At 70.9% G+C, this 26,766-nt stretch carries 23 protein-coding genes; 13 read left to right on the top strand and 10 right to left on the bottom strand.

The features are described from left to right. Positions 1 to 17 precede the first annotated feature (17 nt). A complete protein-coding gene (locus tag M8330_RS04345; RefSeq protein WP_250826341.1) occupies positions 18 to 3,965 on the top strand; it encodes a restriction endonuclease in 3,948 nt (1,315 codons plus the stop codon). 324 nt (positions 3,966 to 4,289) lie between these two features. Here M8330_RS04345 and M8330_RS04340 read toward each other — a convergent pair. After that, a protein-coding gene (locus M8330_RS04340; RefSeq protein ID WP_250826340.1) for an IS3 family transposase occupies positions 4,290 to 5,479 on the bottom strand; the annotation gives its coding sequence in 2 pieces (ribosomal slippage) (positions 4,290 to 5,198 and positions 5,201 to 5,479; 1,188 coding nt in all). A gap of 25 nt (positions 5,480 to 5,504) precedes the next feature. On the opposite strand from M8330_RS04340, the gene M8330_RS04335 reads away from it, so the two are divergent. The 6 genes from M8330_RS04335 to M8330_RS04310 all read left to right on the top strand — a co-directional run bounded on the left by M8330_RS04335 (position 5,505) and on the right by M8330_RS04310 (position 8,903). Further along, positions 5,505 to 5,813: a tyrosine-type recombinase/integrase gene (locus tag M8330_RS04335; RefSeq protein ID WP_308196239.1), complete on the top strand. Its 309-nt coding sequence runs from the start codon at positions 5,505 to 5,507 to the stop codon at positions 5,811 to 5,813. A 54-nt stretch (positions 5,814 to 5,867) separates the two neighbouring features. Continuing rightward, on the top strand, positions 5,868 to 6,116 hold the full coding sequence (locus M8330_RS04330; protein ID WP_250826338.1) for a hypothetical protein: 249 nt from the start codon (positions 5,868 to 5,870) through the stop codon (positions 6,114 to 6,116). Positions 6,117 to 6,401: 285 nt separating this feature from the next. Next, positions 6,402 to 6,617, top strand: coding sequence for a YkvA family protein (locus M8330_RS04325; RefSeq protein ID WP_250826337.1), 216 nt, complete (start codon positions 6,402 to 6,404; stop codon positions 6,615 to 6,617). 47 nt (positions 6,618 to 6,664) lie between these two features. After that, positions 6,665 to 7,843 (top strand): MFS transporter, encoded by a 1,179-nt coding sequence (locus tag M8330_RS04320; protein ID WP_250826336.1) that lies wholly within the window; start codon positions 6,665 to 6,667, stop codon positions 7,841 to 7,843. Between the two features lie 103 nt (positions 7,844 to 7,946). After that, complete coding sequence (locus tag M8330_RS04315) at positions 7,947 to 8,264, top strand: hypothetical protein (protein WP_250826335.1); 318 nt, start codon at positions 7,947 to 7,949, stop codon at positions 8,262 to 8,264. Positions 8,265 to 8,339: 75 nt separating this feature from the next. Continuing rightward, positions 8,340 to 8,903: a cysteine hydrolase family protein gene (locus tag M8330_RS04310; protein WP_250055406.1), complete on the top strand. Its 564-nt coding sequence runs from the start codon at positions 8,340 to 8,342 to the stop codon at positions 8,901 to 8,903. A 2-nt stretch (positions 8,904 to 8,905) separates the two neighbouring features. Here the strand turns inward: M8330_RS04310 and M8330_RS04305 are convergent, their stop codons facing one another. From M8330_RS04305 to M8330_RS22320, 4 genes are all read right to left on the bottom strand, one after another. Beyond that, complete coding sequence (locus M8330_RS04305) at positions 8,906 to 10,279, bottom strand: ATP-binding protein (protein WP_250826334.1); 1,374 nt, start codon at positions 10,277 to 10,279, stop codon at positions 8,906 to 8,908. A 21-nt stretch (positions 10,280 to 10,300) separates the two neighbouring features. Continuing rightward, positions 10,301 to 11,698 carry a HupE/UreJ family protein gene (locus tag M8330_RS04300; RefSeq protein ID WP_250826333.1) on the bottom strand — a complete coding sequence of 466 codons (1,398 nt, stop codon included), beginning with the start codon at positions 11,696 to 11,698 and terminating at the stop codon, positions 10,301 to 10,303. Next, on the bottom strand, positions 11,698 to 12,930 hold the full coding sequence (locus M8330_RS04295; protein ID WP_250826332.1) for a DUF3500 domain-containing protein: 1,233 nt from the start codon (positions 12,928 to 12,930) through the stop codon (positions 11,698 to 11,700). The genes M8330_RS04300 and M8330_RS04295 overlap by 1 nt, the downstream gene beginning before the upstream one ends. A 101-nt stretch (positions 12,931 to 13,031) precedes the next feature. Next, on the bottom strand, positions 13,032 to 14,819 hold the full coding sequence (locus M8330_RS22320; RefSeq protein ID WP_250826331.1) for a M1 family metallopeptidase: 1,788 nt from the start codon (positions 14,817 to 14,819) through the stop codon (positions 13,032 to 13,034). Between the two features lie 100 nt (positions 14,820 to 14,919). Here M8330_RS22320 and M8330_RS04285 point away from each other — a divergent pair, with 100 nt between their 5' ends. The 3 genes from M8330_RS04285 (at position 14,920) to M8330_RS04275 (ending at position 18,454) form a co-directional block, all read left to right on the top strand. Then, the gene (locus M8330_RS04285; RefSeq protein ID WP_250826330.1) at positions 14,920 to 16,050 is read left to right on the top strand and encodes a GTPase family protein; all 1,131 of its coding nucleotides are present in this window, start codon (positions 14,920 to 14,922) and stop codon (positions 16,048 to 16,050) included. 108 nt (positions 16,051 to 16,158) lie between these two features. Next, on the top strand, positions 16,159 to 17,349 hold the full coding sequence (locus tag M8330_RS04280; protein ID WP_250826329.1) for a hypothetical protein: 1,191 nt from the start codon (positions 16,159 to 16,161) through the stop codon (positions 17,347 to 17,349). Between the two features lie 277 nt (positions 17,350 to 17,626). Next, entirely contained in the window at positions 17,627 to 18,454 is an 828-nt protein-coding gene (locus M8330_RS04275; RefSeq protein ID WP_308196238.1) for an aldo/keto reductase, read from the top strand. A gap of 1 nt (position 18,455) precedes the next feature. Here the strand turns inward: M8330_RS04275 and M8330_RS04270 are convergent, their stop codons facing one another. Continuing rightward, positions 18,456 to 19,331, bottom strand: coding sequence for a matrixin family metalloprotease (locus M8330_RS04270; protein WP_250826328.1), 876 nt, complete (start codon positions 19,329 to 19,331; stop codon positions 18,456 to 18,458). 183 nt (positions 19,332 to 19,514) lie between these two features. On the opposite strand from M8330_RS04270, the gene M8330_RS04265 reads away from it, so the two are divergent. Then, positions 19,515 to 19,889: a PH domain-containing protein gene (locus M8330_RS04265; RefSeq protein WP_250826327.1), complete on the top strand. Its 375-nt coding sequence runs from the start codon at positions 19,515 to 19,517 to the stop codon at positions 19,887 to 19,889. 99 nt (positions 19,890 to 19,988) lie between these two features. Continuing rightward, the gene (locus M8330_RS04260; protein ID WP_250826326.1) at positions 19,989 to 21,059 is read left to right on the top strand and encodes a 5'-3' exonuclease H3TH domain-containing protein; all 1,071 of its coding nucleotides are present in this window, start codon (positions 19,989 to 19,991) and stop codon (positions 21,057 to 21,059) included. Positions 21,060 to 21,082: 23 nt separating this feature from the next. Here the strand turns inward: M8330_RS04260 and M8330_RS04255 are convergent, their stop codons facing one another. The 4 genes from M8330_RS04255 to M8330_RS04240 all read right to left on the bottom strand — a co-directional run bounded on the left by M8330_RS04255 (position 21,083) and on the right by M8330_RS04240 (position 26,301). Beyond that, the gene (locus M8330_RS04255; protein ID WP_250826325.1) at positions 21,083 to 21,925 is read right to left on the bottom strand and encodes an amidohydrolase family protein; all 843 of its coding nucleotides are present in this window, start codon (positions 21,923 to 21,925) and stop codon (positions 21,083 to 21,085) included. After that, entirely contained in the window at positions 21,922 to 22,716 is a 795-nt protein-coding gene (locus M8330_RS04250; protein WP_250826324.1) for an SDR family NAD(P)-dependent oxidoreductase, read from the bottom strand. The genes M8330_RS04255 and M8330_RS04250 overlap by 4 nt, the downstream gene beginning before the upstream one ends. Before the next feature lie 120 nt (positions 22,717 to 22,836). After that, positions 22,837 to 24,294: an MFS transporter gene (locus M8330_RS04245; RefSeq protein ID WP_250826323.1), complete on the bottom strand. Its 1,458-nt coding sequence runs from the start codon at positions 24,292 to 24,294 to the stop codon at positions 22,837 to 22,839. Positions 24,295 to 24,420: 126 nt separating this feature from the next. Continuing rightward, positions 24,421 to 26,301, bottom strand: a complete 1,881-nt coding sequence (locus tag M8330_RS04240) for a patatin-like phospholipase domain-containing protein (RefSeq protein ID WP_250826322.1) — start codon at positions 26,299 to 26,301, stop codon at positions 24,421 to 24,423. Between the two features lie 233 nt (positions 26,302 to 26,534). Between M8330_RS04240 and M8330_RS04235 the strand changes: the two genes are divergently transcribed. Continuing rightward, positions 26,535 to 26,738 carry a hypothetical protein gene (locus tag M8330_RS04235; RefSeq protein WP_250826321.1) on the top strand — a complete coding sequence of 68 codons (204 nt, stop codon included), beginning with the start codon at positions 26,535 to 26,537 and terminating at the stop codon, positions 26,736 to 26,738. Positions 26,739 to 26,766 lie beyond the last annotated feature (28 nt).

The raw sequence follows: 26,766 nt of genomic DNA, 5'->3' as shown, positions 1-26,766 counted from the left end.
CGATGGGAGGCGCAGACATGACCGAACCGAAGATGCCTGGGAAGGACCCCGCGCTGCCGCCTACTCCATCCCTAGGCGAGTACGAGTTCGAGGACTATACCGAGGCACTCCTTAGCGCCCACCGCTTCTGCAGCGACGACATCGTCCACGTGCAGGATGTCGAACGCTGGGGCCGCCGTGGCGACAAGCAAGACGGTATCGATCTCAAGGGCACGCTGAGCGACGGAATCTCCGCCGCATGGCAGTGCAAACGACAGGACAAACTCACCCCAGCCAACGTGTCTGACGCCGTCGAGGCAACGACCTACAAGGCCGACAAGTACTTCCTTGTCTACTCTGGACAAGCATCGACCGAAGCACGAAAGCAAATCGAAAAACATCCCAACTGGCAGCTACTCGACCAACGTGGCCTCGCCCGCATGCTCGACGACGTACCCCGCGCGCGGCGCCGCGAACTGCTGGATAAGGCGTTCACCCGCGACATCCGCAGAGCTGTTCTCGCCATTCCCGGCGAAGACGCGTTCTGGACGGTGGAAACCTTCCAGGACGACCGGCATAACCCCGACCTGGTCTTGAACGACATTTCGCCGTTGGTAGGGCGAGCCACAGAGGTCGAAACCCTCAAGAACGCCCTAGACCGAAGCAGCGACGAGTACCCAATAGTCATCACTGTCGCCGGCCCCGGTGGTCGCGGAAAGTCCCGCCTCGTCACCGATGTCCTCGCCGAACACCAGGATGCACATCGCGACATGCCGGTCGTTTGCCTGGCCCCCGGCAACACCTTCGACCAAGACGCCATCTCCGACCTACCCCACGGGCCGGCCGTCGTCTTCATCGACGACGCGCATCACAACCCGGTCGCCCTAGGCAGCCTGCTGACCTACGCACGCCAAACCCCAGGCACTCAGGTTGTCCTCGCGACCCGACCGAGCGCAGCGGCCGCCATACAGGCTGCCGTCACCAACGCCCGCTTCGGCCCGGGCGACAGGGCGATCATCGAGGTCGCCGAGCTCACGATTAAGGAAGCGCGCCAACTCGTCACCCAACTCACCGACGGTCTCAACCTCAACACATCCGCGCGCCACTACCTCGCCGAAGAAGCCACTCACAGCCCAGACCTCGCTGTCATCACAGCAAACCTCCTCCGCCGCGGCGAACTCACCGGGGCGCTCCCCCTTGACGAGGGCTTACGAACCCAGGTTCTCGGCCGCTACCAGGACCTGCGTACCGCGAGCATTGAGAACTACGACCATGACACCGTCAGACGTGTCCTAGCCACCTACACGGCCCTGCGTCCCGACCTAACCAACCAGGACCTCACTGCGGCAATCGCCAAGTTCTGCGGCCTCACCACAACGAGAGTGCTTCGCCTGAACCAACAGCTCGCAGACCACGGCCTCATCACCACTACCGGCAACTCAACCAGAGTCGTACCGGACCTACTCGCAGACACGTTCCTTGAGGACGAAGCAGCAGCTGGCCCAATCGACCTCGGCTTCACCGCCGAGCTTTGGGGCGCCTTCGGCACCACCCATCGTGAGCGCCTCATCACTGCGCTCTCCGAGCTCGACTGGCGCCTCCGCCACCGCGGAGGCCCCGACATCATGGCCCCCGTTTGGAACGCCATCGACACCCGCCTCGCGTCAGGCAACCCGGCCTCCATCGTCCGCGAACTTGACCTGCTCAGAAACGTCTCGTTCACCCAGCCCGCACAACTGGTCGAGCGCCTTGAGAAGCTTCGCCACCATCTCAACACCGACCCCCCCGAACCGCCGACCGACCCCGAATCTGACGACATCGACGAAGACGAAAACATGCGTCTTCTCCTAGGACTCGCACCTCACCATGCCGACGACGTTCGCTACGCACTGCCACGTCTGTACACGAACGCAGCCAGAGCCGACCGCGAACTCATCGAGACCGTCCTCGACGCAATGTGGGACCTCCGTCGGCGCGACCCGCGGCCACCCAACTCCAACCCGAGCTCGGCCGCACGACTCATCGTGGACGAACTTGCCAACCTCAACCGCATCCGCACGAACCTGGCGAACACTGTGATCGACCGAGTCGAAGCATGGCTCGAAGAACCAGCACAATCCGACGACGTCACCACACCCCTGTTCGCCCTTGAGTCCCTCATGGCCAAGGAAGGCCAACACCTGCACGCCAAGACCCGGTGGCAGTGGGTCATGCAGCCGTACGCCATTAACCCCGTCGCTGTAGCCGGCATACGCGGCCGCATTCGCGACATCATCGTCAGGGTCGCGCTCGGCGAAGACCCACGACGGGCGAGAGACGCGATCGCGCTTCTCAAGAGCGCAATCAGGCAACCTCATGGCTATTTCGGAGACGCCCCAGAAATCGGGACCATCCGCGGCTGGGACACCGACTCCGAAGCACTCGTCGACGCCGCCCGCGCCATCGCAGAAGCAACCAACGAGCCTCTCGTGCGACGCCTCATTAGAGACACCGTCGGGTGGCAGGCCGACCACGGAAGCTCACCACGAGTGCGACACAAGGCACTCGTCCTAGTTACGGATCTCGACAACATCGACACCCTCGACGAAAATCTCGCCGAGAACATCATCCACCCCGTATACGGCTCCTTCTCACCCTCGCGGCGCGGCATCACACCCCCAACCCTGGAGGAGTTCGAGGCGGACCTCGCCGCCGGAACTACCAAGCCCGATACACGGGCCCGCGTTGAAGCACGTCGCAAGGCCTCAGAAACCGAACTCAACGATCTCGCCGCACAACTGCTCGAACTCGGCGACGACCACCTCGTGAACAAGCTTGCCGAGACACTTCAACGCGCCACAACGGCCCGCGCCAAAGACCACCCCACGGTTGGACACATCATCAGCGCCGTCGCGGACATCGCACCAACCCGCATCGCCGGACTCATCGACGCCATCACCACAGAACCAAGCCCACTCGACCTCGACCTCGAGCACCTCATCACAGCGTGGCGCCGTCACGACCCCGACGCAGCGACCGCCTGGATCCAGTGCGCCGCGCAATACCGTCCCGCAGTTCGCCGCGCCATTGCCGAAGGATTCAGTCGCGAGTGGACCCTCGCACCGGAACTCGAATCCGTGTTCCGCGCCGGCATCATCGACCCCGACGACGATGTGCGCACGCAGTTTCTCCAAAACAGCGGGCCATTCATCGCCAGTGATCCCGAACACGCCCCCGCGGCACTACTCGAAGCCGGAATCGTTTCGTCAAGCGCTCTCACCGCGCTCGAACGCGCAGGCGGCTACGAGGGCCACAGCTGGGGTGCCACTCTCGCTGAACCCGCCGCAGTAGCTGTCCTGACCCTCGTGAACCACGCCAGCCACTCTGGCCGCGACCACGCGCTTAGCGACATCATGGCTGGTATCGCCACCAACCATCCCGAGCTCGTCCTAGAGCACCTGACACGCACTGAGAACGTTCCGGCCGACGATAACTCCAGCGCAATCGCCACCGCGTTCCGCACCCACGCCAACGTGCTCGCACGCTGGCTTAATAACGCTGCCACCACCGGGCGCTTCGTCGCCCCCGCGGCGGGTGTCGCCCTCAGCTACTCCATCGACGAGAACCAAGCTGCGGCCCTTACCGTGAAACTCAAGGACCTAGACGCTGACGGGCTCAGGATGTTCGTCGACAACCTGAGCAGCGTTGACGAGTGGCCCAATGACCAACCCGCCTTCACCGAGGCCGTCTACGCCCATGCGCGCACCCACGACACACTCCCCGACACCCGCGCAAGCATCCGCTCGAACATGACTCCGACCGTCTGGGGCGGCACCAATGGCGAGTCCGAAGACCTTGTCCGAGCACTCACCCATCTCAAGAAGGCGATCGCTAATGCGACCGACGTGGATCTGCTCGTAGACTATGGAGACGCGCGGGCCTGGCTAGAACAAAACATCGAGGCGGACGCGAGGCTGCACCAAGAAGACCTCGACAACGACTTTTAGCCCGCTGGCGGCGTCGCTGCTATCGACCGGCAGGCAGAGCTACATCTCGCTGTAGTCGGGGACGCAGGTCAGGCGATTCATACACGCTGAGCTCAGGCGTCGTATCCCAAGGAGCAGACTCGAACTGCGACGTCCGCAGAGTGAAGTGCCGCTGCCCGACCACGTCGCCGCCGAGGTTGACCGGCACCTCGCGGCCAACCCGGCGGCACAGGTCGTGCTGCCGTGGGATCGGCCCGACGGACGACCGGTCACCCACCGACTGATCTCGACCTCGCGTGAACAGGGTCTGCCCCCGGTCTGGTTGATACTCGGTGCTTGCGGTAGTCAGGCCGCTTCTGCGGTCGTGTAGATCATCTCAAACTCGATCGGGGTGAGCTTGCCGAGGGCACGTTGGCGTCGTCGTCGGTTGTACTTGGTCTCGATCCAGGTGACGATCGCGAGGCGGAGGTCCTCGCGGGTGTCCCAGCGTTGGGTGTTGAGCACGTTCTTCTGCAGCAGGGAGAAGAAGCTCTCCATGCTGGCGTTGTCCCCGGCTCCGTAGGAGCGGCCCATCGAGCCGACCAGGCCGTTGTTCACCAGGAGCCGTTGGGTGCGCTTGGCTCGAAACTGACCGCCTCGGTCCGAGTGACACACCGTCCCATCGGGTGAGCGCAGGGCGATGGCGTTCCTCATCGCCGCCCGGGCCAGGGACGACTTCATCCGTGAGTCGATGGAGTAGCCCACGATCTTGTTGGAGAAGACGTCCTTGATCGCGCAGATGTAGAGCTTCCCTTCCCGTGTGGGGTGTTCCGAGATGTCCCACAGCCACACCTTGTTCGGGGCGTCGGCGACGAACTCGTGGCGGACCACGCCGTGCTCGTCGACCACGGCCAGGAGGTCGTCGTGGGGCGCGGGGCCGGTCGAGCCGGCCTTGCTGCGCTTCTTGTGGTGCGACGCGGTGATCCCGGCGATCCGGCACAGCCGGTGCACACGGTTCTCACCGACGGTGATGCCGTGCTCGAGGTCGAGCTCGTCGGTGAGGAACCGGTAGCCCAGCGTGGCGTCGTCGGCATGGATGTCGTAGAGGATGTCGATGAGGTGGGCGTCGTCCCAGTCCCGCCGGCACACCGGGTCTTTGAGCCACTTGTAGTACCCCTGAGTCGTCAGACCCAGGACCCTGCACGCCACCGCGACCGGCACCCTGATGCGGGCACCGGTCGCGGCCATCTCACGGACGAGCGGGAAGACTATTTTCCCGGCAGGTTCGCCTGGGACAGGTAGGCAGCCGCGCGACGCAAGACCTCGTTCTCCTGCTCCAGGAGCCGGATCCGCTTCTTCGCCTCGCGCAGCTCGGCACGGTCGGCATCGGTCAGACCGGGACGGTGACCGTCCTCGACATCGGCCTTCTTCATCCAGTTCGCCAGCGAACCTTCAGAGATGCCGAAGTCCTTCGCGATCTGAGACAGCGGAGCCTGGCCCTTGCGGGCCACGGCCACGACGTCGTCGCGGAACTCCTTGGGATAAGGCTTTGCCACGGGGACATCCTTCCAGCGAGGACAGATCCTCACAGGTCAGGTATCAACCAGACTCGGGGCAGACCCACACAAGGCGCTGAACCGCAATCACGTGAACGGCTACGTCTGGCGCCCCGCCCTGAAAGCCGCCGGCATCGACGCCGGGACCGACACCGGGATGCACGCGCTGTGGCACTTCTACGCCTCGGCGCTGCTGGAGGCCGGCGTCAGCATCAAGGCGCTCTCGGAGTACCTCGGTCATCACGATCCGGCCTTCACGCTCCGGACCTACACGCACCTGATGCCGACGAGCAACGACGCCGTACGCCACGCGATCGACGCTCTCTGGACGTAGCCGTCACTAGCGCATAGCGCCTCCTGCCCCTGTCGTGGGGCACATACTGAGGACGTGACGTCACCCAAGGAGCCGTGGATCGCCAAATTGGATGCGGGCCCTCCCATGCACGAGCCACTGGCTCGTCTGGTCGAGGAAGACGGGGCCGCCGACGAGGCCGAGGTCAGCTACTACGAGAGTGCCACCGATCCGCAGTTCCTCGAGGTCGAGACGGCTCGACGTCGCCTACGGGCACAGTGGCGACGCCGCGTTCGCCACCGAGCCGCGAAGCAGTCACCCGGCCCGATTCATGGGGACTTCTGAGTTCGATTGTCTCGATCCGGGCCGTTGTGTACCCGATGTGGACCCGCGCGTGTACCCCACTGGCGTTCGCGCAGGCCAGAGACGCACTCGGCCCGTTCTACGACATCTGAGCGAAGCGAAGGGTGTCGTCGCGTTCAGCGCAGCAACATCCGAGCCGACCGCTCAGGCTTGTCTCCCCGGAGGCCCTCACCGCACTGCGGTGGGGGCCTCCGGCCTCTCCGGACGCCGGCTGGTCTCCGACCCGGACTCACCCGGATGGGCTCTGACGCTTTCTACTCTCGGAGCATGTCGATCCGGAAGCTGGGCCCCTACCTGCGCAGCAGCGACGTGCCGACCTGGAAGAAGGGTCTGGGCCTGCTCGGCGTCCTCTACATCGTGTGGCCCATCGACGCGATCCCCGACACCATCCCGGTGCTCGGGTGGTTGGACGACGTCGGGGTACTCGCGCTGCTGGTGGCCTGGGTCCGGCGGGAACTGTCGAGGTTCTCGGAGACGAGGTAGCCCACGCCGTTTCGTGGTCACGTGTCTGACGGATGTTGACTGCGCGGGTGCCTGACATCCACCCCGGACCCGACGCCACGCAGCAGGGCAGGACCGGCCGGCTGCCGGGGTTGCTGGTGCTCGCCGCCGCGCAGTTCGTGGCTCTGACGACCGAGCTCCTGCCGGTCGGGCTGCTGCCCGACATCAGCGCCCGCTTCGACGTCTCCCCCGCGACCACCGGTCTGCTGGTCAGCGTCTACGCGCTCATGGTGGCTGCCTTCGCCGTCCCGCTGACCCTCCTGACCCGCCGGATCGGTGCCCGCACCCTGCTGCTGGGGACGCTGGCCGGCTACGTGGTGAGCAGCGTCCTCGTCGCCACCGCCCCGAGCTTCGCGATGGTCGCGGTCGGTCGCGCCGTGGGCGGCTTCGTGCACGCCCTGTTCTTCTCGGTCTGCATCGGTCTCGCCGCCCGTCTGGCGGCACCGGGGCGCACCGGCGCCGCCCTCGCGCTCGTCTCCGCGGGCGCGTCGGCCGGGTTCGTGCTCGGCGTCCCGCTGGGCACGGCGCTCGGCCATGCCGTCGGGTGGCGGGTCACGTTCACGGTGGTCGCCGTCCTGGCAGCCCTCCTGCTGGCGCTGGCTGCCGTCGTCCTGCCGACGGTCGAGCCGGACCCCCCGGCGGACAGGCCCCGGGTCCTCGGTCGGCGCCTGACGTCCGTGATCACGCTGAACCTGCTCTTCTTCGTGGGGCAGTACGTCCTCTACACGTACGTGAGCACGCTATTGCTCGGCGCCGGAACCCCGGCCGCCGTCCTCGGTGCCGTCCTGCTGGTCTTCGGTGCCGCCGGGCTGGTCGGCCTGGGGATCGCGAGCCGGTTCATCGACGCCCACCTGCGGGCAACCCTGCTGGCCTGCGTCGGCGTGATCGCCACCGCGATGCTGCTCATCGGGGCGTCGTACCCGGTGCTCGTCCTCGTGCTCGTCCTCGGCCTGGCGTGGACCACCGCGTTCGGCCCCGTGCCGACCCTGTTCCAGGCTGCCGCGGTGCGCACCCGCGACGTCAGCCCCGAGATGGCCGGCGCCTGGATCAACGCCACGTCCAACGGCGGCATCGCCCTCGGGGCTGCGCTCGGCGGTCTCGTCCTGGACGCCACGGACCTTCGGTGGGTGGCGGTCGTCGCGGCCGCCGTCGTGGGGGTGAACGCGGCCGTGCTGGCGCTGCGACCGAAGGCATTGCCGGTCGGCTGACGGGTCGCACGGGTCGGCCTCGGGCAGAACGCCGCACCGCCGAGAGGCGCCGGCGGCCACGCGCCTAGGCTGGGCAGCCCACCCCCGACGAGACGAGGTCACCGTGCCCGCCACCCGCTCCGCCCGGCAGAGGAAGGCCAGCGCCGAGGCCGGGCCGCTGGCCGTCGTCCGCATCGACGTGGAGCCGGACGACTCCTTCGCCTACAAGATCTCCTGCACGCACTGCGAGGTCCCGCGCCCCGGCACCGGCACCCGTGCCTGGAGCACCCGGCGCAAGGGCGAGGACAACGGCTACATGGCGGCCATGGACCGCTGGATCTTCCACCTCAGCGGGCAGCACCCCGACGCCGAGGCGCCGTGCCTGGCCTACCTCGACCAGGCGCAGGCACGCGTGCAGGAGCGGCGCGAGGCCCACGGCTGATCCCACGTCACACGAGGACCGCAGCGACCGAGGGTCGCTGCGGACCCCCGGGACGGGCGTCCTACGCTGCGGGACGTGAGCCTGGAGACGAACGCGGCACTGCTGGTCATCGACGTCCAGGAGGGGTTCAAGGACCCGTCCTGGGGCGAGCGCGACAACCCGGACGCCGAGGCCAACATCGGCCGGCTGGTGCAGGCATGGCAGGCCTCCGACCGACCCGTGATCGTGGTCCGTCACGACTCCACCGACGCCGGGTCCACCCTGCGTCCGGGCCAGCCCGGCAACGACCTGGTGCCCGAGGTCGCGGCCATCGAGCCGGCCCTGTTCATCACCAAGGCGGTCAACTCGTGCTTCTACGGCACGCCGTCGCTGGAGGACTGGCTGCGTGAGCACGACGTGAGCCAGCTGGTGATCGTCGGCGGCACCACCAACCACTGCGTGGAGACCACCTCCCGGATGGCCGGCAACCTGGGCTTCGACACCACGCTCGCGCTCGACGCCACCTGGACCTACGACCTCGAGGGCCCCGGCGGGCTGCGCCTGAGCGCGCAGCAGCTCTCCGACGCGACCGCGGTCAACCTGCAGGGCGGGGAGTTCGCCCGCGTCCGCAGCACCGACGAGGTGCTCGCCGACCTCTGAGGTCAGCGCGAGGGGGCCGGCGGGACGGCGACGTCCGACCCGCCCTCCACCGTGAGCCGGTCCCCCATCCGCACCCGCATCGGGCACGGCGCGAACCGGCCGGCGGCCACGGCCTCGCCCTGACGGAACGACGGCGCGCGGGCGATCATCTCCGGCGGCGCGAACCCGAACAGGGTGGCGACGTCGGCGACGTCGGCCGGTGAGTTCATCCGCATCAGCATCAGGTTGTCGCACTGCGAGACGACCTGCTGGTGCACCTTCGAGGGCCGCTGCGTGGAGAGCAGGAGCCACAGTCCGTACTTGCGGCCCTCGGCGGCGATCTGGATCAGCCGCTCCACGAGCCGCTCCTGCACCTCGCCGTGGGGTTCCGCGGGGCACACGTTGTGCGCCTCGTCGATGACGATCAGCATCGGCCGCCGCTCGTGCCGCGCGGCCCACAGGCGCTCCACCAGGTCCAGGCAGACGGCGGAGGCCTCGCGCGGGTCGGCCAGGCCGGCCAGGTCCACGACCGTGGCCCGCGCCCCGCCGAGGGCGACCTCGGCCGCCGAGGCCTGGTCCAGCGCCCACACCTCCCAGTCGGTGAGCCCGAGGTTCTGCACCCGCTGGCCCAGCGCCCGCTCGTCGTGGTGACCGGCCAGCAGCGAGGTCACGTACGCGTCGACCCCGGCGGGCACCGGGCGGTCCTGGCCGAAGGAGGTGACGAAGAGGTTGTACTCGGCCCGGTCGCGCAACGGGTCCAGCCGCAGCACCGCTGCCTGCGCCGCGCGCGGCATCGTCGCGAACCGCATCCGCAGCGGCTCCTCGGGCGGGTTGCTGCCCAGCACCCGCACCTCGGTCCCCTCGATGACGGCGGCCCCGGTGGGCTCTGCGTCCGGGCGCGTCGTCCCCAGGTGCACGAAGTCCGCGTTCGGGTCGAGGATCACCATCGGCAGCCCCGTGCCGATCAGCAGCTGCTCGAGCAGCACGCCGAGCGCGTAGGTCTTGCCCGACCCGCTCTGGCCGCACAGGAACATGTGCCGGTTGAACCCCGACGAGCGCAGGGACGCGGCGGCGTCGGCGTCGCCGCAGTCCCACCGCCCGATCGGCAGGTCGGCGCGGGTCCAGGCCTGCAGGACGCCCACCTCGTCGGCGGAGGCGGGGCGCACCGCGACGTCCGCGAAGGGGGCCACGTCGGGTGCCAGTCGCGGCTCCCCCGGCGACCCGGCGGCGACCAGCGCGCCCAGCACCACGGCCGTGCTCGCGGTGACGGCCTGGAGCAGGACCGGGAGCGGGGCCTCGGCCACCAGCAGGTCCCCCGGTGTCACCCGCAGACCGGCGAGGTCGGCCGCGCGGCCGTCGGCCGACGTGGTGAGGGGGGCGGTGGGCTGCGTCGACATGTGTCCTCCGGGTCGGGTGGCTCAGCCTCCCGACCGGCTCGGACGCGCCGCCTCGCCCGCAGCGGGTGATCGCCGTGCCCCACCGACCACCAGGGCCAGGAGGGCACCGAGCCAGAGGGCGGTCAGGGCCGGCAAGGACCAGTCCCCCAGCTGGTCAGCGCCGTCGGCGACCGGGTTCGCCCACCCCACCCGTGCGGCCAGCCAGCCGCATGCGGCCACGCCGGTGAGCGCGGCCGCGAGCAGGCGCAGGGGCTCGTAGGCACGCGAGCGCGAGAGCAGCACCAGTGGCGGCAGCACCAGCGCGACCACGACGAGCTGCATGACCTCGATGCCGATGTTGAACCCCAGCAGGGCGACGACGAGGTGCCACCCGCTCAGGTCGAGCGCACGCAGCGTCTCGGAGAAGGCCAGGCCGTGGACGAGTCCGAAGGCACCCGCGACGAGGGCCTCGCGCCCCGGGAACAGCGGCCGCACGGCGTGCGCGGAAGCCACCAGGATCGAGATCGCGATGGCTGCCTCCACCCAGCGCTCTGCGACCGGCACGCCGATGGTGCCGAGGGCGAGGGTGATCGAGTGCCCCAGCGTGAAGGCCAGGGTCGTCGCGCCGATGCGCCGCCAGGCGGTGACGCCGCCGACACGGCCGGCCCACCGCCGTCCTCGTGCCCTCGTGGTGGCCGAGGCTGGCATCGCCAGCAGGGGCGCCGGCAGCAGGAGCGTCAGCAGGAACAGCTGGTGGTCGGTGCCCTCGCGGATGTGCGAGATGCCGAGCTGCACCATGTCGAGGAAGGCCGAGGACGACGTGCCGGAGTCGAGGTCGATGTGGAGGCTCTCGACCTCGTTGGTGACGGTGTCGCGCTTGACGGTGCCGACCTCGTAGGCGCCGCTGAAGTCGTCGTCGGTGCTGTCGGAGGCGACGGTGACGATGACCGTGTGGGTGGCGACCTTCTCGACGATCGCGTCGAAGCCGAGGTCGAAGGACTGCTCCTCCTCCGCCGCATCGGTACCGGCGGGCGGGGTGAGGGTGAAGGTAGTCTCGAGGGCGTTGTAGACGCCGGTCGTGGCCGAGTCACCGGCGCTGACGACGGTCAGGTCGCCCTCGGTGACGGTCCACTCGGTGCCGTCGTCACTGGTCGGGGTGAAGTGCTCCAGCAGGTAGGCCTCGATGGCGTCAGCGTTCGCGTCGACGTCGGCCTGGGTCTCGTCCCCCAGGTCGATGCCGGTCGCGGCCTCCAGGTCGTCGAGCGGGATCTCGACGGTGGCGACGACGTCGCTGTCGGTGACGGCGAGCTCGACGGTGGAGCTCGGCACGACGTGGGCGGACGCGCTGCCGGCCGTGCCGAGCAGCAGCACCGCGGCCGCGACGAGCGCCGCGAGGGCGCCCGTCGCGACTCGCAGCAGGCGCTGCAGAGAGTGCTGCATCAGGAGCCGGTCCCGCCGTAGTCGGTGACGCGGTCGCGCCACACCGAGTGCGGGTGGTTGCCGGAGAGCACGATGCCGCCCTGCATGGAGAACTCGATCCACACCGACGGGCCGTCGATGCGGACGTAGTCGTTGCGCTCGGTGAGCGCGGTCGTGCCGGACCAGGCGACATAGGTCTTGTTGATCTCGGACCGGTAGCGCTTCATGATCACCGCCGCGTCGGCGTCCGCGACGTCGTGGACGTAGGTGCCGATCGCGGCCAGCACCTTCTTCTTCTGCGCGGCGCTCAGCGTTCCGACCCGCAGGCCCTCGCGCGTGGTGGGGAACTGCCAGTCGTTGCCCGGGCCGAGCGCCAGGTCGCTGTAGACGTCGGAGAGCTGGGCGGTCGACTGCTGAGCGGAGGTCAGGGAGGCGAGCATCGCGGTGAACGCGCGCTCCTTGCGGCGCATCACCTTCATCGTCTCCCCGTCCCAGGTGAACCGGCCGTTGGGCTCGATGCCGCGGAAGGAGGGCGTCGCTCCGACCAGCTGCCCATCGGTGTAGGTGTTGGCCACCGCGAGGTGGTGGCCGCCGAACTGGAGCTCCCAGGTGCCCTTCGCACGGGGCTTGCCGAGGAAGGCGAGGTAGAAGTTCTCGCGACCGTAGGTGTCGCCACCACCGTTCTCACCGAGGTAGTCGTCGGCGTCGAGGTGCATCGTGATCTCGTCCCAGCCGAGACCTGCCGACGAGCCCGTGGCCGCCTTCATGAGCGTGTTGAACTTCTTGAGCTGCGCCGAGGACAGGTCGCCGAGGCTGATGCCGACACGACCGCCGCTGGAGCTGGTCGAGCCGCCCGGCCCGCCACCGCCGCCGATGAGGCCCTGCGGGAGGTTCGACCAGTTCTCGGCGTTGGTGAGCGAGTAGTCCTGCAGGACCGTCGCCTTCTGGTCGGCGTCGAGCGTGGCGAGGAACGCCCGCGCCAGCCTGGCGACGGTGCGGGCGTTCGCCCTCGCGGACGGCGTCGCGGCCGCCGTGGCCTCGACGGCCGCCGAGGTGGTCGTGGACGCAGCCGACGAGGAGGTAGCCGCAGCGGCGGCCGAGGTCGTCGCACTGCTCGCGGCGCTGCTGCTCGTGGTCGTCGAGGCGGACGTGGCGGCGCAGCCGGTCACGACCAGGGCGGTGGTGGCGGACAGCCCGCCGAGCACCCAGCGACGCGAGACGGAGCGCTCGGAGAGCGTGTTCTGTGGGGTCATGCCGAGGAGGATGGAAGCGGAATCTCGTGACCAGGCCTCCTCCACCTGTGCGACCTGTGTGTGGCTCGTGCCACTTTCGTGAGCCCCGCCACAGAGGCCTGTCAGACCCCCAGCACGCGCCCCACGACGGCGGCGGTCACCGAGTGGTACCCGGGTCGGGCCTCGGCGAAGATCTCCCGCGCCCGGGTCAGGCCGGCGTCCGACCCGGCAAGGGCCGTGTAGACGCGCCGCACGTACAGCGCACGCCCGTGCCGGGTGAGGAACGAGTGCAGCGCCTCGTCCACCTGCGGGGCGGAGAACACCAGCCCGGACTGCGAGGCGAGCTCCAGCCAGGCGGTGGCGATCTCGATGTTGCCGCTGGCGGAGAGGCCGAAGGCCGCGTCGACGGCGAGCAGCACGGCGTGGTCGGTGTCGACGGGGATCTCGCGCACGAGGTGCACCCACTGGTGGCTGACCCAGCCGTCGGTCTCCAGGTCGGACGCGGCGGCGCCGGCGAGCAGCCGCGCGACCTGGGCATCGACGACCGCGAACGCGTCGGAGGTGAACGCGGGCGCGTTCGCGGGCGCGCCCGGGCCGTGCACCCACGCCTCGAGCTGGACGTCCTCCTCGCTGAGGCCGGCGGGCGCGAGGAGCTCGGCGCGCAGGTGAGCGAGGAAGGTGGGGGTGTCCATGGAGGTGAACGCGAAGCGGTCGAAGTAGTCGCGCAGGAACGCGTCGAACCGCTCGCGGCCCACCGTCTCCTCCAGCAGCCGCAGGAACAGCGAGCCCTTCTCGTAGGGCACCTTGGCGGGGCCGTCGTCGGGGTCGCGGCCGGCCATGTCGAGCTCGAGCCAGGTGTCGCGCGGCTGCTCGTCGCGCACGGCGCGGTCGAGGTCGTTGCGGCCCAGGCGCCACAGCATCGCGGTGTAGTCGGCGCCGAACACTTCCTCGTCGATGCGGCGCTCGAAGTAGGTGGTGAACCCCTCGTTGAGCCAGATGTCGTTCCAGGTGGAGTTGGTGACGAGGTTGCCCGACCAGGAGTGCGCCAGCTCGTGCGCGATCAGGCTGACCAGCGACCGGTCGCCGGCCAGCACCGTCGGCGTCGCGAAGGTCAGGCGCGGGTTCTCCATGCCGCCGTACGGGAAGCTCGGCGGCAGCACGAGGATGTCGTAGCGGCCCCACCGGTAGGGGCCGTAGAGCCGCTCGGCGGCGTCGATCATGGTCTCGGTGTCGGCGAACTCCCAGGCGGTCGCCTCCACGACGCTCGGCTCGGCGTAGACGCCGGCGCGCTCGCCGATCGGCCGGAACTCGATGTCGCCCACCGCGAGCGCGATCAGGTACGACGGGATCGGCTCGGGCATCGCGAAGCGGTACGTGCCGTCGTCCGTGGTGCTCGTGGGGTTCTCCGCGCTCATCAGCGCCAGCAGGCCAGCCGGCGCGTGGACGACGGCCTCGTAGGTGGTCCGCACGGCCGGGCTGTCCTGGCACGGGATCCACGACCGGGCCAGGATCGGCTGGTTCTGGGAGAAGAGGAACGGCTTGCCCGAGGCCGTCTGCTCCGGCGAGAGCCACTGGAGCGCCTGGGCCTCCGGGCTCGTCGCGTAGCTGACCACGACGCGGTCGGCCGCGCCGACCTCGACCGTGAGCGGGCTGCCCAGCACCGGGTCCGGCTCGCCCAGGCTGAACGCCAGCGCCGCCCCGTCCCCGTCGGTGACGGAGGTGACCTCGAGGCGCCAGGTGTCGAGCACCAGCGTCGTGGCCGCGGCGTCGCGGTGCGCGAGGTCGAGCGCGGCGCTGCCGGTGAGGCGCTGGGCGTCGAGGTCGACGGTCAGGTCGAGCGCGAGGTGCGTGACCACGACCTCGTCGGGTCGGCCGTAGGAGTGCGGGTCGGGGTGCGTCTGGGGAGCCACCCCGTCAACCTATCCGTGGGTGCTGGGGCGTCCACACTAGGCTGACGGCGGCGGGCTCGAGGACCGTCCGCCGCACGTCCGCCGCACCGAAGGAGCACCGATGCCCAACGTCTCGGAGGAGTGGTTCCGCCGCACCGTCGAGGAGAGCTGGCGGGCGCAGCAGGAGGAGATCGGCAGCTTCAACCTGGCGATCTTCGGCAAGACCGGCGTCGGCAAGAGCACGCTGGTCAACGCGATCTTCGGCGAGACGATCGCGGAGACGGGGATCGGCGAGCCGGTCACCCGTGGTCATCACCTCTACAAGCACGCGTCGGGCTCGTTGGGCGTCTTCGACACCGAGGGCCTGGAGATCGGCAAGGACGACGAGACGATCCTGGACGAGCTCGCGGGCCTGGTCACCGACCTGAAGAAGCGGCCGGTGCACGAGCAGATCCATGTCGCCTGGTACTGCGTCGGGGCGCGGGGTGGTCGGTTCGAGGCGGTGGAGGAGCACTTCGTGCGGCGCCTGCGCGAGCTCGGCCTGCCGGTGCTCGTGGTGCTGACGCAGGTGCCCTCGCGCGACGGCGTGCCGCACGGACGGGCCGTGGAGCTCGCCGAGCACATCGCCTCGCTGGGGCTGCCGATCGCGGCGCCTCGTCCGTTCCTCACCATGGCGGAGCCGGACTCCTTCGACGGCCCCGCGCACGGGCTGGAGGCCCTGCTCGATGCCACCTTTCGCGTGGCTCCCGCAGCGGTCCACGAAGCCCTGATCCAGGCCCAGCGCATCGACCTGGCGCGCAAGCGCAAGAGCTGTCAGGCGCCGATCGCGGCCGCGGTGTCGGCTGCTGCTGCGGCCGGCGCCAGCCCGATCCCGTTCTCCGACGCGGCGCTGCTGATCCCGATCCAGCTCGGGATGCTCTCCAAGATCGCGCTGACCTACAACATCCCGTTCCAGCGGGCCACCGGCATGGCGTTCGCGATGACCGCGGCCGGCACGGGTGCCGGCCGCTCGGTCGTCACCAACCTGGTCAAGCTCGTGCCCGGCGGCGGCACGGTGGTGGGCGGCACGATCAGCGCCGGCGTCGCCTCGACCATCACCTACGCGATGGGGCACGCCTGGGTCGAGATCTGCGACCGGATCGCCCGGGGCGACCTCAGCCCCGCCATCCTGCTCGACTCCAGCGCCCTGCGGAACCTGTTCACCACCGAGTTCAAGACCCAGGCGCGCAAGCGGATCACGGGCAAGGGCTGAGCACCGCCGCGAGGGCCTGGTCATGGGCTAGGAGCTCGGACGCGTCGCGCCCGTTGTCCCCGGGCAGCCGTCGCTACGCTCCTGACGGACCACTACTCGGGAGGTGCCGTGGCCGTCGTCAGGACCGTGCTGTTCTACCCCTACTCCGGCTGGCGCGACCGACCGTGGCACGAGTCGCCGGCCGTCGACCTGCTCGCCCGGAGCGGGAGGCGCGTCAGCGAGGTCTACGGCCGGGAGGTCACTGCCCTCGGGCTGCAAGGACCCTCCTCCGAGGTCCGCGTCTTCCTGTCCCCGGCTGCCGCGGACTCCGACGCTGGCGTCGTGCTGATCACCGTCCACCAGGACCTCGGCGGGTCCTTCGAGACCGCGCACGCGGAGATCCCACCGAGCGTGGCCGACCTCGACGACCTCCAGCGCGCGGCCCTGGCGTTCCGCATCCTGCGCGCAGCCGTCGAGACGTTGGCGCCCGAGCGCGGCTGGTCGGCCGGGGCGCTGTCACGGGCCGCCGCAGCAGCACAGGAGTCCGCGCCGGCCTGGGTCTTCGACTGGCAGAGCCCCTGGAAGTCCGCCCCGAGCCGACGCTGGGAGGCGCGCGGCGCGTTCCACCTCGTCGACGCCGACGGGTTCGGCCAGGCCTGGATCGAGGCGCGACCTCGCAGGGACGAGGACGCGGAGCCGGTCCGCTCCGACGTCGCCCCCTCGTTCGTCAGCCACGAGGGCTTCAAGCGCAGCGCCCGCACGCTGCGCTGGGACGGGTCCGTCGCCACCATGACGTCCTTCGGCCACCTGGGACTGACGGAGCCGACCGAGGTGCGGCTCGACCCGACGAGCCCCGGGCCGAGGGCATCTGCGCCCGTCCCGGTCGCCGTGGACGAGTCGGCGGTGCCTCCGGTCGTCGTCACCGTGAAGGGCAACGTGCCCGAGGAGCCGACCATCCGCTTCACCGGCGGCGGGCCGATGAACGGCGTCGCCGGCGCCTACAGCACTCCCCTCTTCTCCTACCTCAACAGCCTCGAGGAGCAGGGCCGCGACTGGTGGGCGGGTGCCGATCGCCTGCTGCTCCAGGTCGACGTGTACTTCACCGACGAGCGACCCGGCATCAGCGTCCGACGGCTCGCGCACATGGTGACCGCGACCGTGCGCCGAGCAGCACCCACCACCCGCGGCGTGGACGGGGAGGCGCTGGCCCGGGCGGACGTCGAGGCCCTCGTCGCCAAGGTCGCCGACCGGATGGGCCTGCCGCCGCTCACGCTGGACCTGCCCGACGTCCAGGAGCCGCTGCGGCCCGACGGCTGGTAGTAGCCGCTCGGCGAGACTCCGGTCACAGTCTGACGGTGACGCGCGCGTTGCGCCGGTCTCGGCCGACGCACCCTCGAGGGGTGGCGCCACCACAGCGGCGTTGACCTGCGAGGACGACGGCAGTGCACCAGGTCCCACCCGCATTGCGCGGCTGCCGCGACCGGCCTGGGTCCACCGCGGTCGAGACTGCGAGACGCAGCCTCGCGGCCGCGTCCTGGCCCGGACTAGGTTCGCCCGGCAACCCCCTGAGAAGAACTGAACGAGAGAAGGCTCCCCCGTGCAGGTCCCGCAGATCATGCTCCCCGGCGACGTCGCCATGCCCCAGCTCGGCTACGGCGTCTGGCAGATCGCCGACGACGAGGCCGAGACCGCGGTGGCGACCGCGATCGAGACCGGGTACCGCCACATCGACACCGCCTCGGCCTACGGCAACGAGAAGGGCGTGGGCCTGGGCCTGAAGAAGTCCGGCCTGCCGCGCGAGGACCTGTTCGTCGTCACCAAGCTGTGGAACGACGCCCAGGGCTACGAGTCCACGCTCGCCGCGTTCGAGGAGAGCCGCACCAAGCTGGCGACCGAGTACGTCGACCTGTACCTGATCCACTGGCCGATCCCGTCCAAGGCCCTCTTCGTCGACACCTGGAAGGCCTGCGAGAAGCTGCTGGCCGACGGCGTCGTCCGGGCGATCGGCGTCTCGAACTTCCAGCCCGCGCACCTGGAGACCCTCGCCCAGGAGACCGGCACCGTGCCGGCCGTCAACCAGGTCGAGAGCCACCCGATGTTCCGCGACACCGAGATCGACGCCTACGGCGCCGAGCACGGCATCGTCACGGAGGCGTGGAGCCCGCTGGGCCAGGGCGGCGTGCTCACCGACCCGACCCTCACCGCGATCGCGGCCGAGCACGGCCGCTCGGTCGCCCAGGTCGTGCTGCGCTGGCACCTGGACTCCGGCCGCGTCGCCATCCCGAAGTCCGTCACGCCCTCGCGGATCGCCGAGAACATCGACCTCGACTTCGTGCTGACCAGCGAGCAGCTCGCCGCGATCGACTGGATGAACACCGGCGAGCGCATCGGCCCCGACCCGCTGTTCTTCGGCTCGGACGCCTGAGTCACCCCGCGCAGGTGCCGGCGCCCGCGAGGGCGAGTCCCACGAGGTCGCCGGCGCCGAACGCGGTCTGCCCGTCGTTCTCGGCGCTCATGAGCTGGTCCGGGTCGTCGACGTGGCCGAGGCCCAGCACGTGGCCCAGCTCGTGCATGACCACCGCCTGCTGCTGCGCGGTCTCCCCGCGCCGGCTGGCGGCGACGAACCAGTCCTGACGCAGGGCGACGGCACCGGAGACGTAGTGCGGCAGGGCTGCGCCGTCCATCGTCATCACAAGGCTGCCTCCAACTCCCACCGCGTCGGCCCTGTCGGAGTCGAGCCGCTTCTCGAAGGAGATGAGGACCGAGCCCTGCTCCTGACTCTGCGTGTCCCAGGTGCGCTCACTCGTGCCCGCGTAGGTGAGTCGCAAGCCCGAGGCGTCCTGCACCTCGGCGAGCGCCGGGAGCACGAAGCGCAGGTAGTCGGCCGGTCCACCCTCGGGGTTGACCTCCACCAGGAGCGGCTCGCACGGGTCGTAGGTGACCGGGTCGCCGGCATCCGTCTCCTGCAGGAACCGGTAGGACTGGGACGTCACCCCCGGCTCGACCACCGGGAGCAGCCGGTCGGAGCCGCCGAGCCCGAGGGACCGGGTCAGCGGCGCGGCGGGACCGGCGTCGAACGTCAGGCCCGCCACCGCGACGACGCCGACCACGACGATCGCGGCCACCACGGCGAGTCCCGTCCCCCACTGCCTGCGCGGCTTGCGCGTCGGCGGGCTCCACGGGCGGAAGCGGGTGTCGACCGGGGCGCTGACGCCCCGTCTGACTCCGGTCCAGCGGGTCCCGTCGTGGTAGCGCTCGCCGTCGCCGCTCGGGTCCGGGTACCACCCCCGAGAGAGGGGCATCTGTCACGCTCCTTCGACTGCCACGCAGATCTTGACGTGACGGCGGGAGGCTACCTGCGCGCCCGCGTCCTGCGAGGCGGAACTCGATGATCGACACGGGTCCCACCGCTCGCCCACCCTGCACTCACTGCCACGTCCACCCTGACGTACGGTCGGCCGCACCGACCCCGACGAAGGAGAACCATGGACACGAGTGTTGCCGCGATCACCGCCTGGACGCTGATGGAGGAGATCCCCGTCCCGCAGGACGTGGTCAACCTGCTGATGGAGGGCGAGCAGGCGGTGGCCGCGTTCCGTACGTTCCGCGACAGCGCCATCTTCACGACCAAGCGGCTGATCGTGCGTGACGCGCAGGGTCTGAGCGGCAAGAAGGTCGAGGTGTACTCGCTGCCCTACAGCTCGATCCACATGTGGTCCTCGGAGAACGCGGGCGGCATGCTCGACCGGGACGCCGAGCTGGAGCTGTGGACCAAGGCCGGTCACATCAAGGTCAAGCTCAACAAGAAGATCGACGTCCGCCGGCTCGACCAGCTCATCTCCTGGGCCGTCCTGAAGTGAACCGGCGACCAGGCTGATCGTGGAGTCCTGCACGTACCGGGTACGTCCAGGACTCCACGATCACCGGTGGCCGCGGAACCCCCTACGATGGCCAGCGCCATGCCGCCGTCCGACCTCGAGCCCCTCGCGGGCAGCGCCGACACCGAGACCTCCGCCCAGGCCGCGCTCTCCCGCACCAGCGAGAAGAAGCTGCTGCTGGTCGTGGACGCGCCCTCGCTGCTGCACCGCAACCACCACGCCCGGGCCTACACGCAGATGGTCGACCGGGCCAGCCGCCCGGTGTGGGCGCTGCACGGCATGCTGCGCCAGATCATCGAGTCGATCGACACGTTCGCGCCCGACGCGGTCGTCTTCGGCCTCGACGACAGGACGGCGTCCGCCCGCCGCGACTTCTACCCCGACTACAAGGCGGGGCGGGCCGAGAAGGCCCCGGAGCTCGTCGACCAGCTCGAGCGGGCGAAGTCGCTGCTCGACGCGCTGGGTCTGGCGACGGTCGTCCCGGCAGGACTGGAGGCCGACGACGTCAACGCCTCGGGCGCGGCCTGGGCCGGTCGGCACGGCTGGGAGTGCGTCATCATCACCTCCGACCGCGACGCCTTCGCCCACATCAGCGACCACACCAAGGTGCTGCGACTGATCGACGGCGGCATCCACGCCTCTCCCCTGCTCTCCCCGCGGGCGCTGCGGTCGATGTACGGCGTGAACGCCTCGAACTACCTCGCCTTCGCCGCGCTGCGGGGCGACGCCAGCGACAACCTGCCCGGCGTCACGGGCATCGGCGAGAAGGCCGCAGCGGCGCTGCTCGAGGTCGCCGGCTCGATGGACGAGGTGTGGGCCGACGTCGAGCACGACGAGGGCCGCACGCTCGCCGCCGCGCTCGACTCCTGGTCCCTCGAGCAGGGTGGACGACGGCTGGGCGCCCGCCTGGTCAAGGCGCTGAGCGCCGAGGGCACACGGGAGCGCTACGACTTCAACGTGCGGATCATGACCGGCCGCGAGGACCTCGACCTCGGGCTCACTCCCGACGTGCCTGGCTCCCCCGGCCTGCTGCCGCTCGACATCGCCCGGGTCGGCCGCGTCGTCGGCTTCCTGGGCAACGACTCCACCACCGACCTGGCGCTGCGGGTGCTCACCGGCGACCCCGCGTCCCTGGTGCGCACCCGCGGCTGACGAGGCCCCGATAGTCCGTGTGGTCAGGCGCCGAGCAGCCCCAGCAGGGTGCCGCCCATGACCGCGGCCCGGTCCGCGAGGTCGAGGCCCGCGAGCGCGCCCGGCGAGGCGGCTGTGTCGAGGTCGGTGAAGTCGGCGACCGGGCTGAAGTCCGAGCCCCACACCAGGTGCCGCGGCCCGAACGCCTCCAGCAGGACGTCGACGAACGGCCGCGCCTGCGCGTGCGCGGTCGAGCCGGCGTCCAGGGCCGTGGAGGTCTGGTAGAAGCCGGACGCCTTCACGTACGCGTTCGCCTCCCCGCCCAGCGCCAGCAGACCGGCGAGCCGCGCCCGCGCCTGGTCGTGGGTCGGGACCGACGCGTACGAGCCGGGCTCGCCGAGGTGCGCAAAAAGGAACGTGCAGCCGGGCCGGGCGCGGACGACGGCGGCCAGACCGGGGTGCGCCGGCGGGGCACCGTTGATCGACACCATGGCCGCGGCGTCCTCGAGGACCTGCCAGACCTCGTCGGGCCACGCGGCCAGCCAGGCGGCGTCCTGCTCGGTGCGGCAGAGCACCGAGACTCCGCGGTGACCGTCGGCGAGGAGGCGGGAGACCTCGGCGGCCGTGGGCGTGGCGACGACGTGGGCGAGGGTCGTCATCCACGGCCGGTCGACCGCGAGCGAGCGCAGGTAGGCGTTGTTGCCGGGGTCGATGCCGTCCCCGACATAGCCGATGACGAGCGCGGCGGCGACCCCGTGCCCGGCCCGGAACGCCTCGTAGCGCTCCAGGTCGCTCTGCTCGGAGGCGCGCTCGGGGTGGTAGCCGCGGGAGAAGAGGTGCATGTGCGCGTCGCCGCGCACCGGCCCCTGGCTGCCGGTGGGGCTCACGAGGTGCGCGGCTTGAGCGGGCGCGGGGTGCCCGAGGAAGCGGTCGTGCCGCCGTCGACGGGCAGGATCACGCCGGTGACGTAGGCGGCGTCGGGGCTGGCCAGCCAGAGGGCGGCCTTGGCGATGTCCTCGGGGACGGCAGGACGGTCCAGCGCGATGCGGTCGTGCAGCTTGGCGGAGAACTCGGGGTCGTCGAGCCGCTCCTGGGTCTGGGCCGTGGCGGTGAAGGCCGGCGCGATCGCGTTGACGCGGATGCCGTCGTGGCCGTGGTCGAGCGCCATCGCCTGGACGAACGCGTTCACCGCGCCCTTGGTCGCGTTGTAGCCGACCTGGTTCCAGTCGCCACCGACGCCGGCGACCGACGAGATCGCCAGGAACGTGCCCTTGCTCTCCCGCAGGGCGGCCACGCTGTGCCGGGCCAGCCGCACCATGCCGTCGACGTTCAGCTCGCGCATCGCGGCCCAGACCTGCTCGGTCATGGTCTCCACGGTGCCGGGGCTGGAGACGCCCGCGTTGGCCACGACGACGTCGAGCGTGCCCCAGCGCTCGAGGACGGCGGCGACGGCGGCCTGGATGTCGGCCTCGCCCGCCATGTCGCCGGTCAGCACCCCGACCCGCTCGGCCGGGAACCCGGCGACGGTCTCCTCCAGCGGCTCGGCGCGACGACCGGTGACCAGCACGGAGGCGCCCTGCTCCAGGAACGCCCGGGCGATGGCCCGGCCGATGCCGGAGCCCCCGCCCGTCACCAGCACCGTCGTGCCCTCGTAGGGGTAGCTCGCCCAGGCGGTCATGCGCGGTTCCTCCGTGCTCGGCGCGGGCTCACGGCCCGTGCGGTTCGGGTGCCACAGACATGTCGCCTGCGTCACACGCAGCCTAGCGCTAGCACGTGCTATTCCGTCCAGCGGGGCCGCTCAGGCCTCCTCCGTGATCCGCGAGTCCGTGAGGGTCAGCGCACCGGCGGCCGCGACCAGCCCGACCACGACGGCGAGGACGCCGTACACGACCCGCTCCCCCGCGAAGTAGGACGCGACCAGGTCGCTGCTCCAGACCCCGCTGGGCAGCACGGTGGTGACCAGGACGGCGATCGCGGTGCCGACCACCGCGGTGCCGATGCTGGTGCCGACCTCCTGGGCAGTGTCGTTGAGCGCAGCGCCGACGGACGTGCGGTTCTCCGGCACGGCGTCGATGAGCGCGACGGCCCCGACCGCCATGAGGGTGCGCAGACCGATGGTCATCACGACCATCGAGCAGGCGATGGGCAGGTAGCCGTGCTCGACCCCCCAGGCCATGCCGGCCAGCCCGAGGAACAGCGAGGCCGCACCCACCAGGGACGCCCGACGGTGCCCGACCTTCGCGACGAGCGCGTCGGTGGCTGGCGAGACCAGCAGCATCGTGAGGATCATCGGCAGGTTGGCGAGGCCGGCGCGCACGGGGCTCCAGCCGTAGGCGTACTGGAAGTGCAGGATCAGGCCGAACATCACCGCGGCCATGGCCAGCGACGCGGCCACCTGGGCGAGCAGGGCGCCGCGCACGGTGCCACCGCGCAGCATCGCCAGGTCCAGCATCGGGGACGAGGCACGCCGCTCGCGCTGCCAGAAGCCGAGGCCCGCCAGCAGTGCCGCCAGCGCCGAGCCGAGGGTCAGCGGCGAGAGCCAGCCGTGGTCGACGCCGCTGGTCAGCGTCCAGCAGGCCAGTCCGATCGTGGCGATGGAGAGCAGGGCGCCCGGCACGTCCAGGCGGTCGTCGGTGAGGTCGTCGGGGTGGTCGGCGGGCACGCCGAGGCGCACCCCCACGACGGCGAGCAGCGCGATCGGGGCGTTGACGAGCAGCAGCCACTCCCAGCCGACGTGGGCCAGCGCCGTGCCGCCGAGCAGCGGGCCCAGCACGAAGCCCGACATCCCGACCACGATCATCACCGTGATCGCGCGCATCCGCAGGGCGGAGTCGTCGAAGAGCCGGAAGACCAGCGAGTTGGTGATCGGTGCCATCGCGGCCGCGGCCACGCCGAGCGCCGCCCGCAGTGCGATGAGCTCCCCGGTGCTGCCCACCAGGGCGGCGAGGAGGCTGAGCCCGCCGAAGGCCGTGAGCCCGACGAGCAACACCCGTCGTCGGCCGAACCGGTCGGCCACCGAGCCGGCGGTGAGCAGCAGGCCGCCGAAGGTGAGCGAGTACGCGCCGGTGACCCACTGCAGGGCCGTCGTCCCCGAGCCGAGGTCGCGGCCGATGGTGGGCAGCGCGATCGAGAGCAGGGTGTTGTCGACCATCTCGACGAAGAAGGCGAGCGCGAGCGCCGCCAGCGGGATCGCCGCGGAACGCAGGGAGGGGTAGGTGCGGGGGCCGCCGAGCGGCGGGGAGCTGGTGGTCGTCATGGCGGCCTCCTGGGGCTCGGGTGCGTGGTTCGCACCGGACGCCACCGAGCCTGCGGCCACCCGCTCTCACACCGTTCTCGCCGCGCTCTCACCGCGCTCTCACCGCCACCCCTCACGCGGACCGGCTCAGCCGCCGGGCTCCTGCGGAGGCTCCGCAATTCCGGTCGGCGGCAGCGGCTCCGCGGTGGTGTCCATGTCGGTGACCAGGCGCAGCTCCGGAGCAGGCCTGGGCGCGTGGCGACCGGCCAGGCCGTCGTCCCACTGCTGCTCCTCGGCGACGAACCGGCCGAGCCGCTGCGCGAGCAGCGCACGGTCGGTGGCGCTGAGCCGGTACGGCAGGTCGACCTCGTCGGCGTGCGCGGCCAGCAGCCCCGGGTAGTCCGGACGGCCGACGTCGGCGTCGCGGAACGACCGCGCGAACGCCCCCCACCAGTCCGCCAGGCCCGCCACCGAGATCCGCAGCCGGGTCCAGCGGTGCGCCGTCCACGCGGGCCCGTCGACGGAGCCCGGCTCCGGGCCGGCGAAGGCGTCCACCAGCTTGCGCCCGGCCCCGCGGCCGCGCGCACCCAGCGCCTCGACGACCTCGGCGGGCATGTCCAGGTTGAGGCCGCCCTCGCTGTCGCTGTGGAAGATCGTGACGACGCGGTTGCGGTAGCCCGGCATCGTGAGCTGCTGGTTGTCGACCCACGTCCGGGCGGTGCCCACGATCGCTCCGAGGAAGCCCAGCAGCCCGCCGACGCCCGCGGGGTCGAGGTGGCGGCGCGGGCGGTAGCGACCGGCCCCGGCGTCCAGCGGCAGGTAGGAGTTCTGCCCCTCGTCCTCGGCGTCCTGCCGGCGCACGTCGCCGAACGCCTCCAGGTTGATCGCGAAGGTCGGGCGCCGTGGCAGCGGCGAGTCGAAGAGGTGGACGGGCAGGTTCGCGCAGATACCTCCGTCGGAGAACCACACCGGACGCGGCGCGGCACCGTCCGCTCCCCCGGCCCGCGCGTGGTCGACCGCGTGCAGCGGCACCGCCTGGATCAGCCCCGGGAAGCTCAGCGACATCCGCGTCGCCACGACCACCGGCAGGTCGTCCGGCTCCGGCCACGCCACCAGCCCGTCCTCCCGGGCGCCACCGCCGACCCGCACCAGGTGCTGCACCACGTCGGCCGGGAACAGCTGCGCCATCTCGTCCGGGTCGCACCAGTGCTCCCGGTTCGGCCACGGCATCGTCACCGGGTAGCCCCGGGTGAGGTCGGTGGTCATCACGCGCAGCCGCACCCCCGCGGCGCGCAGGTCCCCGAACGTCAGCACCGGGTCGCCGGGGCCGCGCCCGGCCAGGTCCTGCAGCCGCTCGTGCAACCAGGGGGTCAGCGCCTCGCCGCCGCGCGGGCCGGGCATGCCGGAGACGAGGCCGAACCGCTCGATGCGCCGCACGTCGGCCAGGACCCCGCTCCCCACCCCCACGGCCGCCAGCCCCACCAGCAGCAGGAGCGCCGCCACCGGCACCAGGACGAGGCCCAGCACCCCACCCGCGAGCACGCCGGCCACCACCAGGCCGAGGGGCAGGACGGCCGCCAGCAGCAGCCGCAGCGCGTAGCCGCGTCCGACCGCCGCCGCAGTGGCCACCCACCGTGCCGCACCGGTGCGACCCAGCCCCGCGGTCAGCACGCCGAAGAGCCGCCGCTGCTCGGGCACCGGGCGGAACAGCCGGAACAGCAGGGACCGACCACCCGTTCCTCGGGCGGTGAGCCGGCCGGCGAGGGCGTCCAGCTTCTCGAAGCCGCCCGAGGCCCGGCCGAGCTCGGCCGCCGCGGTCGCAGCCGCCGCGATGGCCCCGGCCGACGACCCGCCCACCGACCGGAAGCGGTAGACCCGCGCGAGCGTGCACGCGACGCCCGGGTAGATGACGCCGCTGGTCACCCCGCCCTTCATCACGAGGTCGCACTCGAGCCGCGGATCGCCGTAGGCATCCGACTCGTGGGTCTCGCGGGTGTCGGTGTCGGTCTCGGTGTCCTGCGGGGCCACGGCGCCCTCCCTGGGTCTCGAGGTCTGGCTCACGGGTCTGGATCACGGGGTCTGGATCACGGCGGTGCTCCTGTCTACCCCCGTGGGCATCCGCGCGACACCCCTCGCGGACGGGACCGATGGTTCAGAGTTAAATCTCCTCCCCCGGAGGTCGGAGGTCCCGCGAGTCCGAGACGTTGGTCCCGACCTGCTCCTAGGGTTCTGTGCCATGGACCTGGGGGGGGACCTTCTTCGTGCCCGCGAGCGCACTCGCGCACGTCGTGCTGATCGCGGCCGGCGTCGGCTTCACCGGCATGGTGGCCACGACCCTGACCCGCGCGCTCGCCGCCCACGGCCGCACCACGCTCGGCCTCGTCGCCGGCAGCGTCACCCTCGGGCTCGCCGGCGTCCTGGCCGTGCAGGCCGGCGCCCTCGGCTGGGTCGGCACCCTGTCCTGATCCGACCTCCCCTCAGGGACGTCGGCAC

This window comes from Nocardioides bruguierae, assembly GCF_023656415.1.
Lineage (GTDB): Bacteria > Actinomycetota > Actinomycetes > Propionibacteriales > Nocardioidaceae > Nocardioides > Nocardioides bruguierae.
The sequence above is the reverse complement of the archived record's forward strand: the minus strand, read 5'-3'. Positions and strand labels throughout refer to the sequence as shown.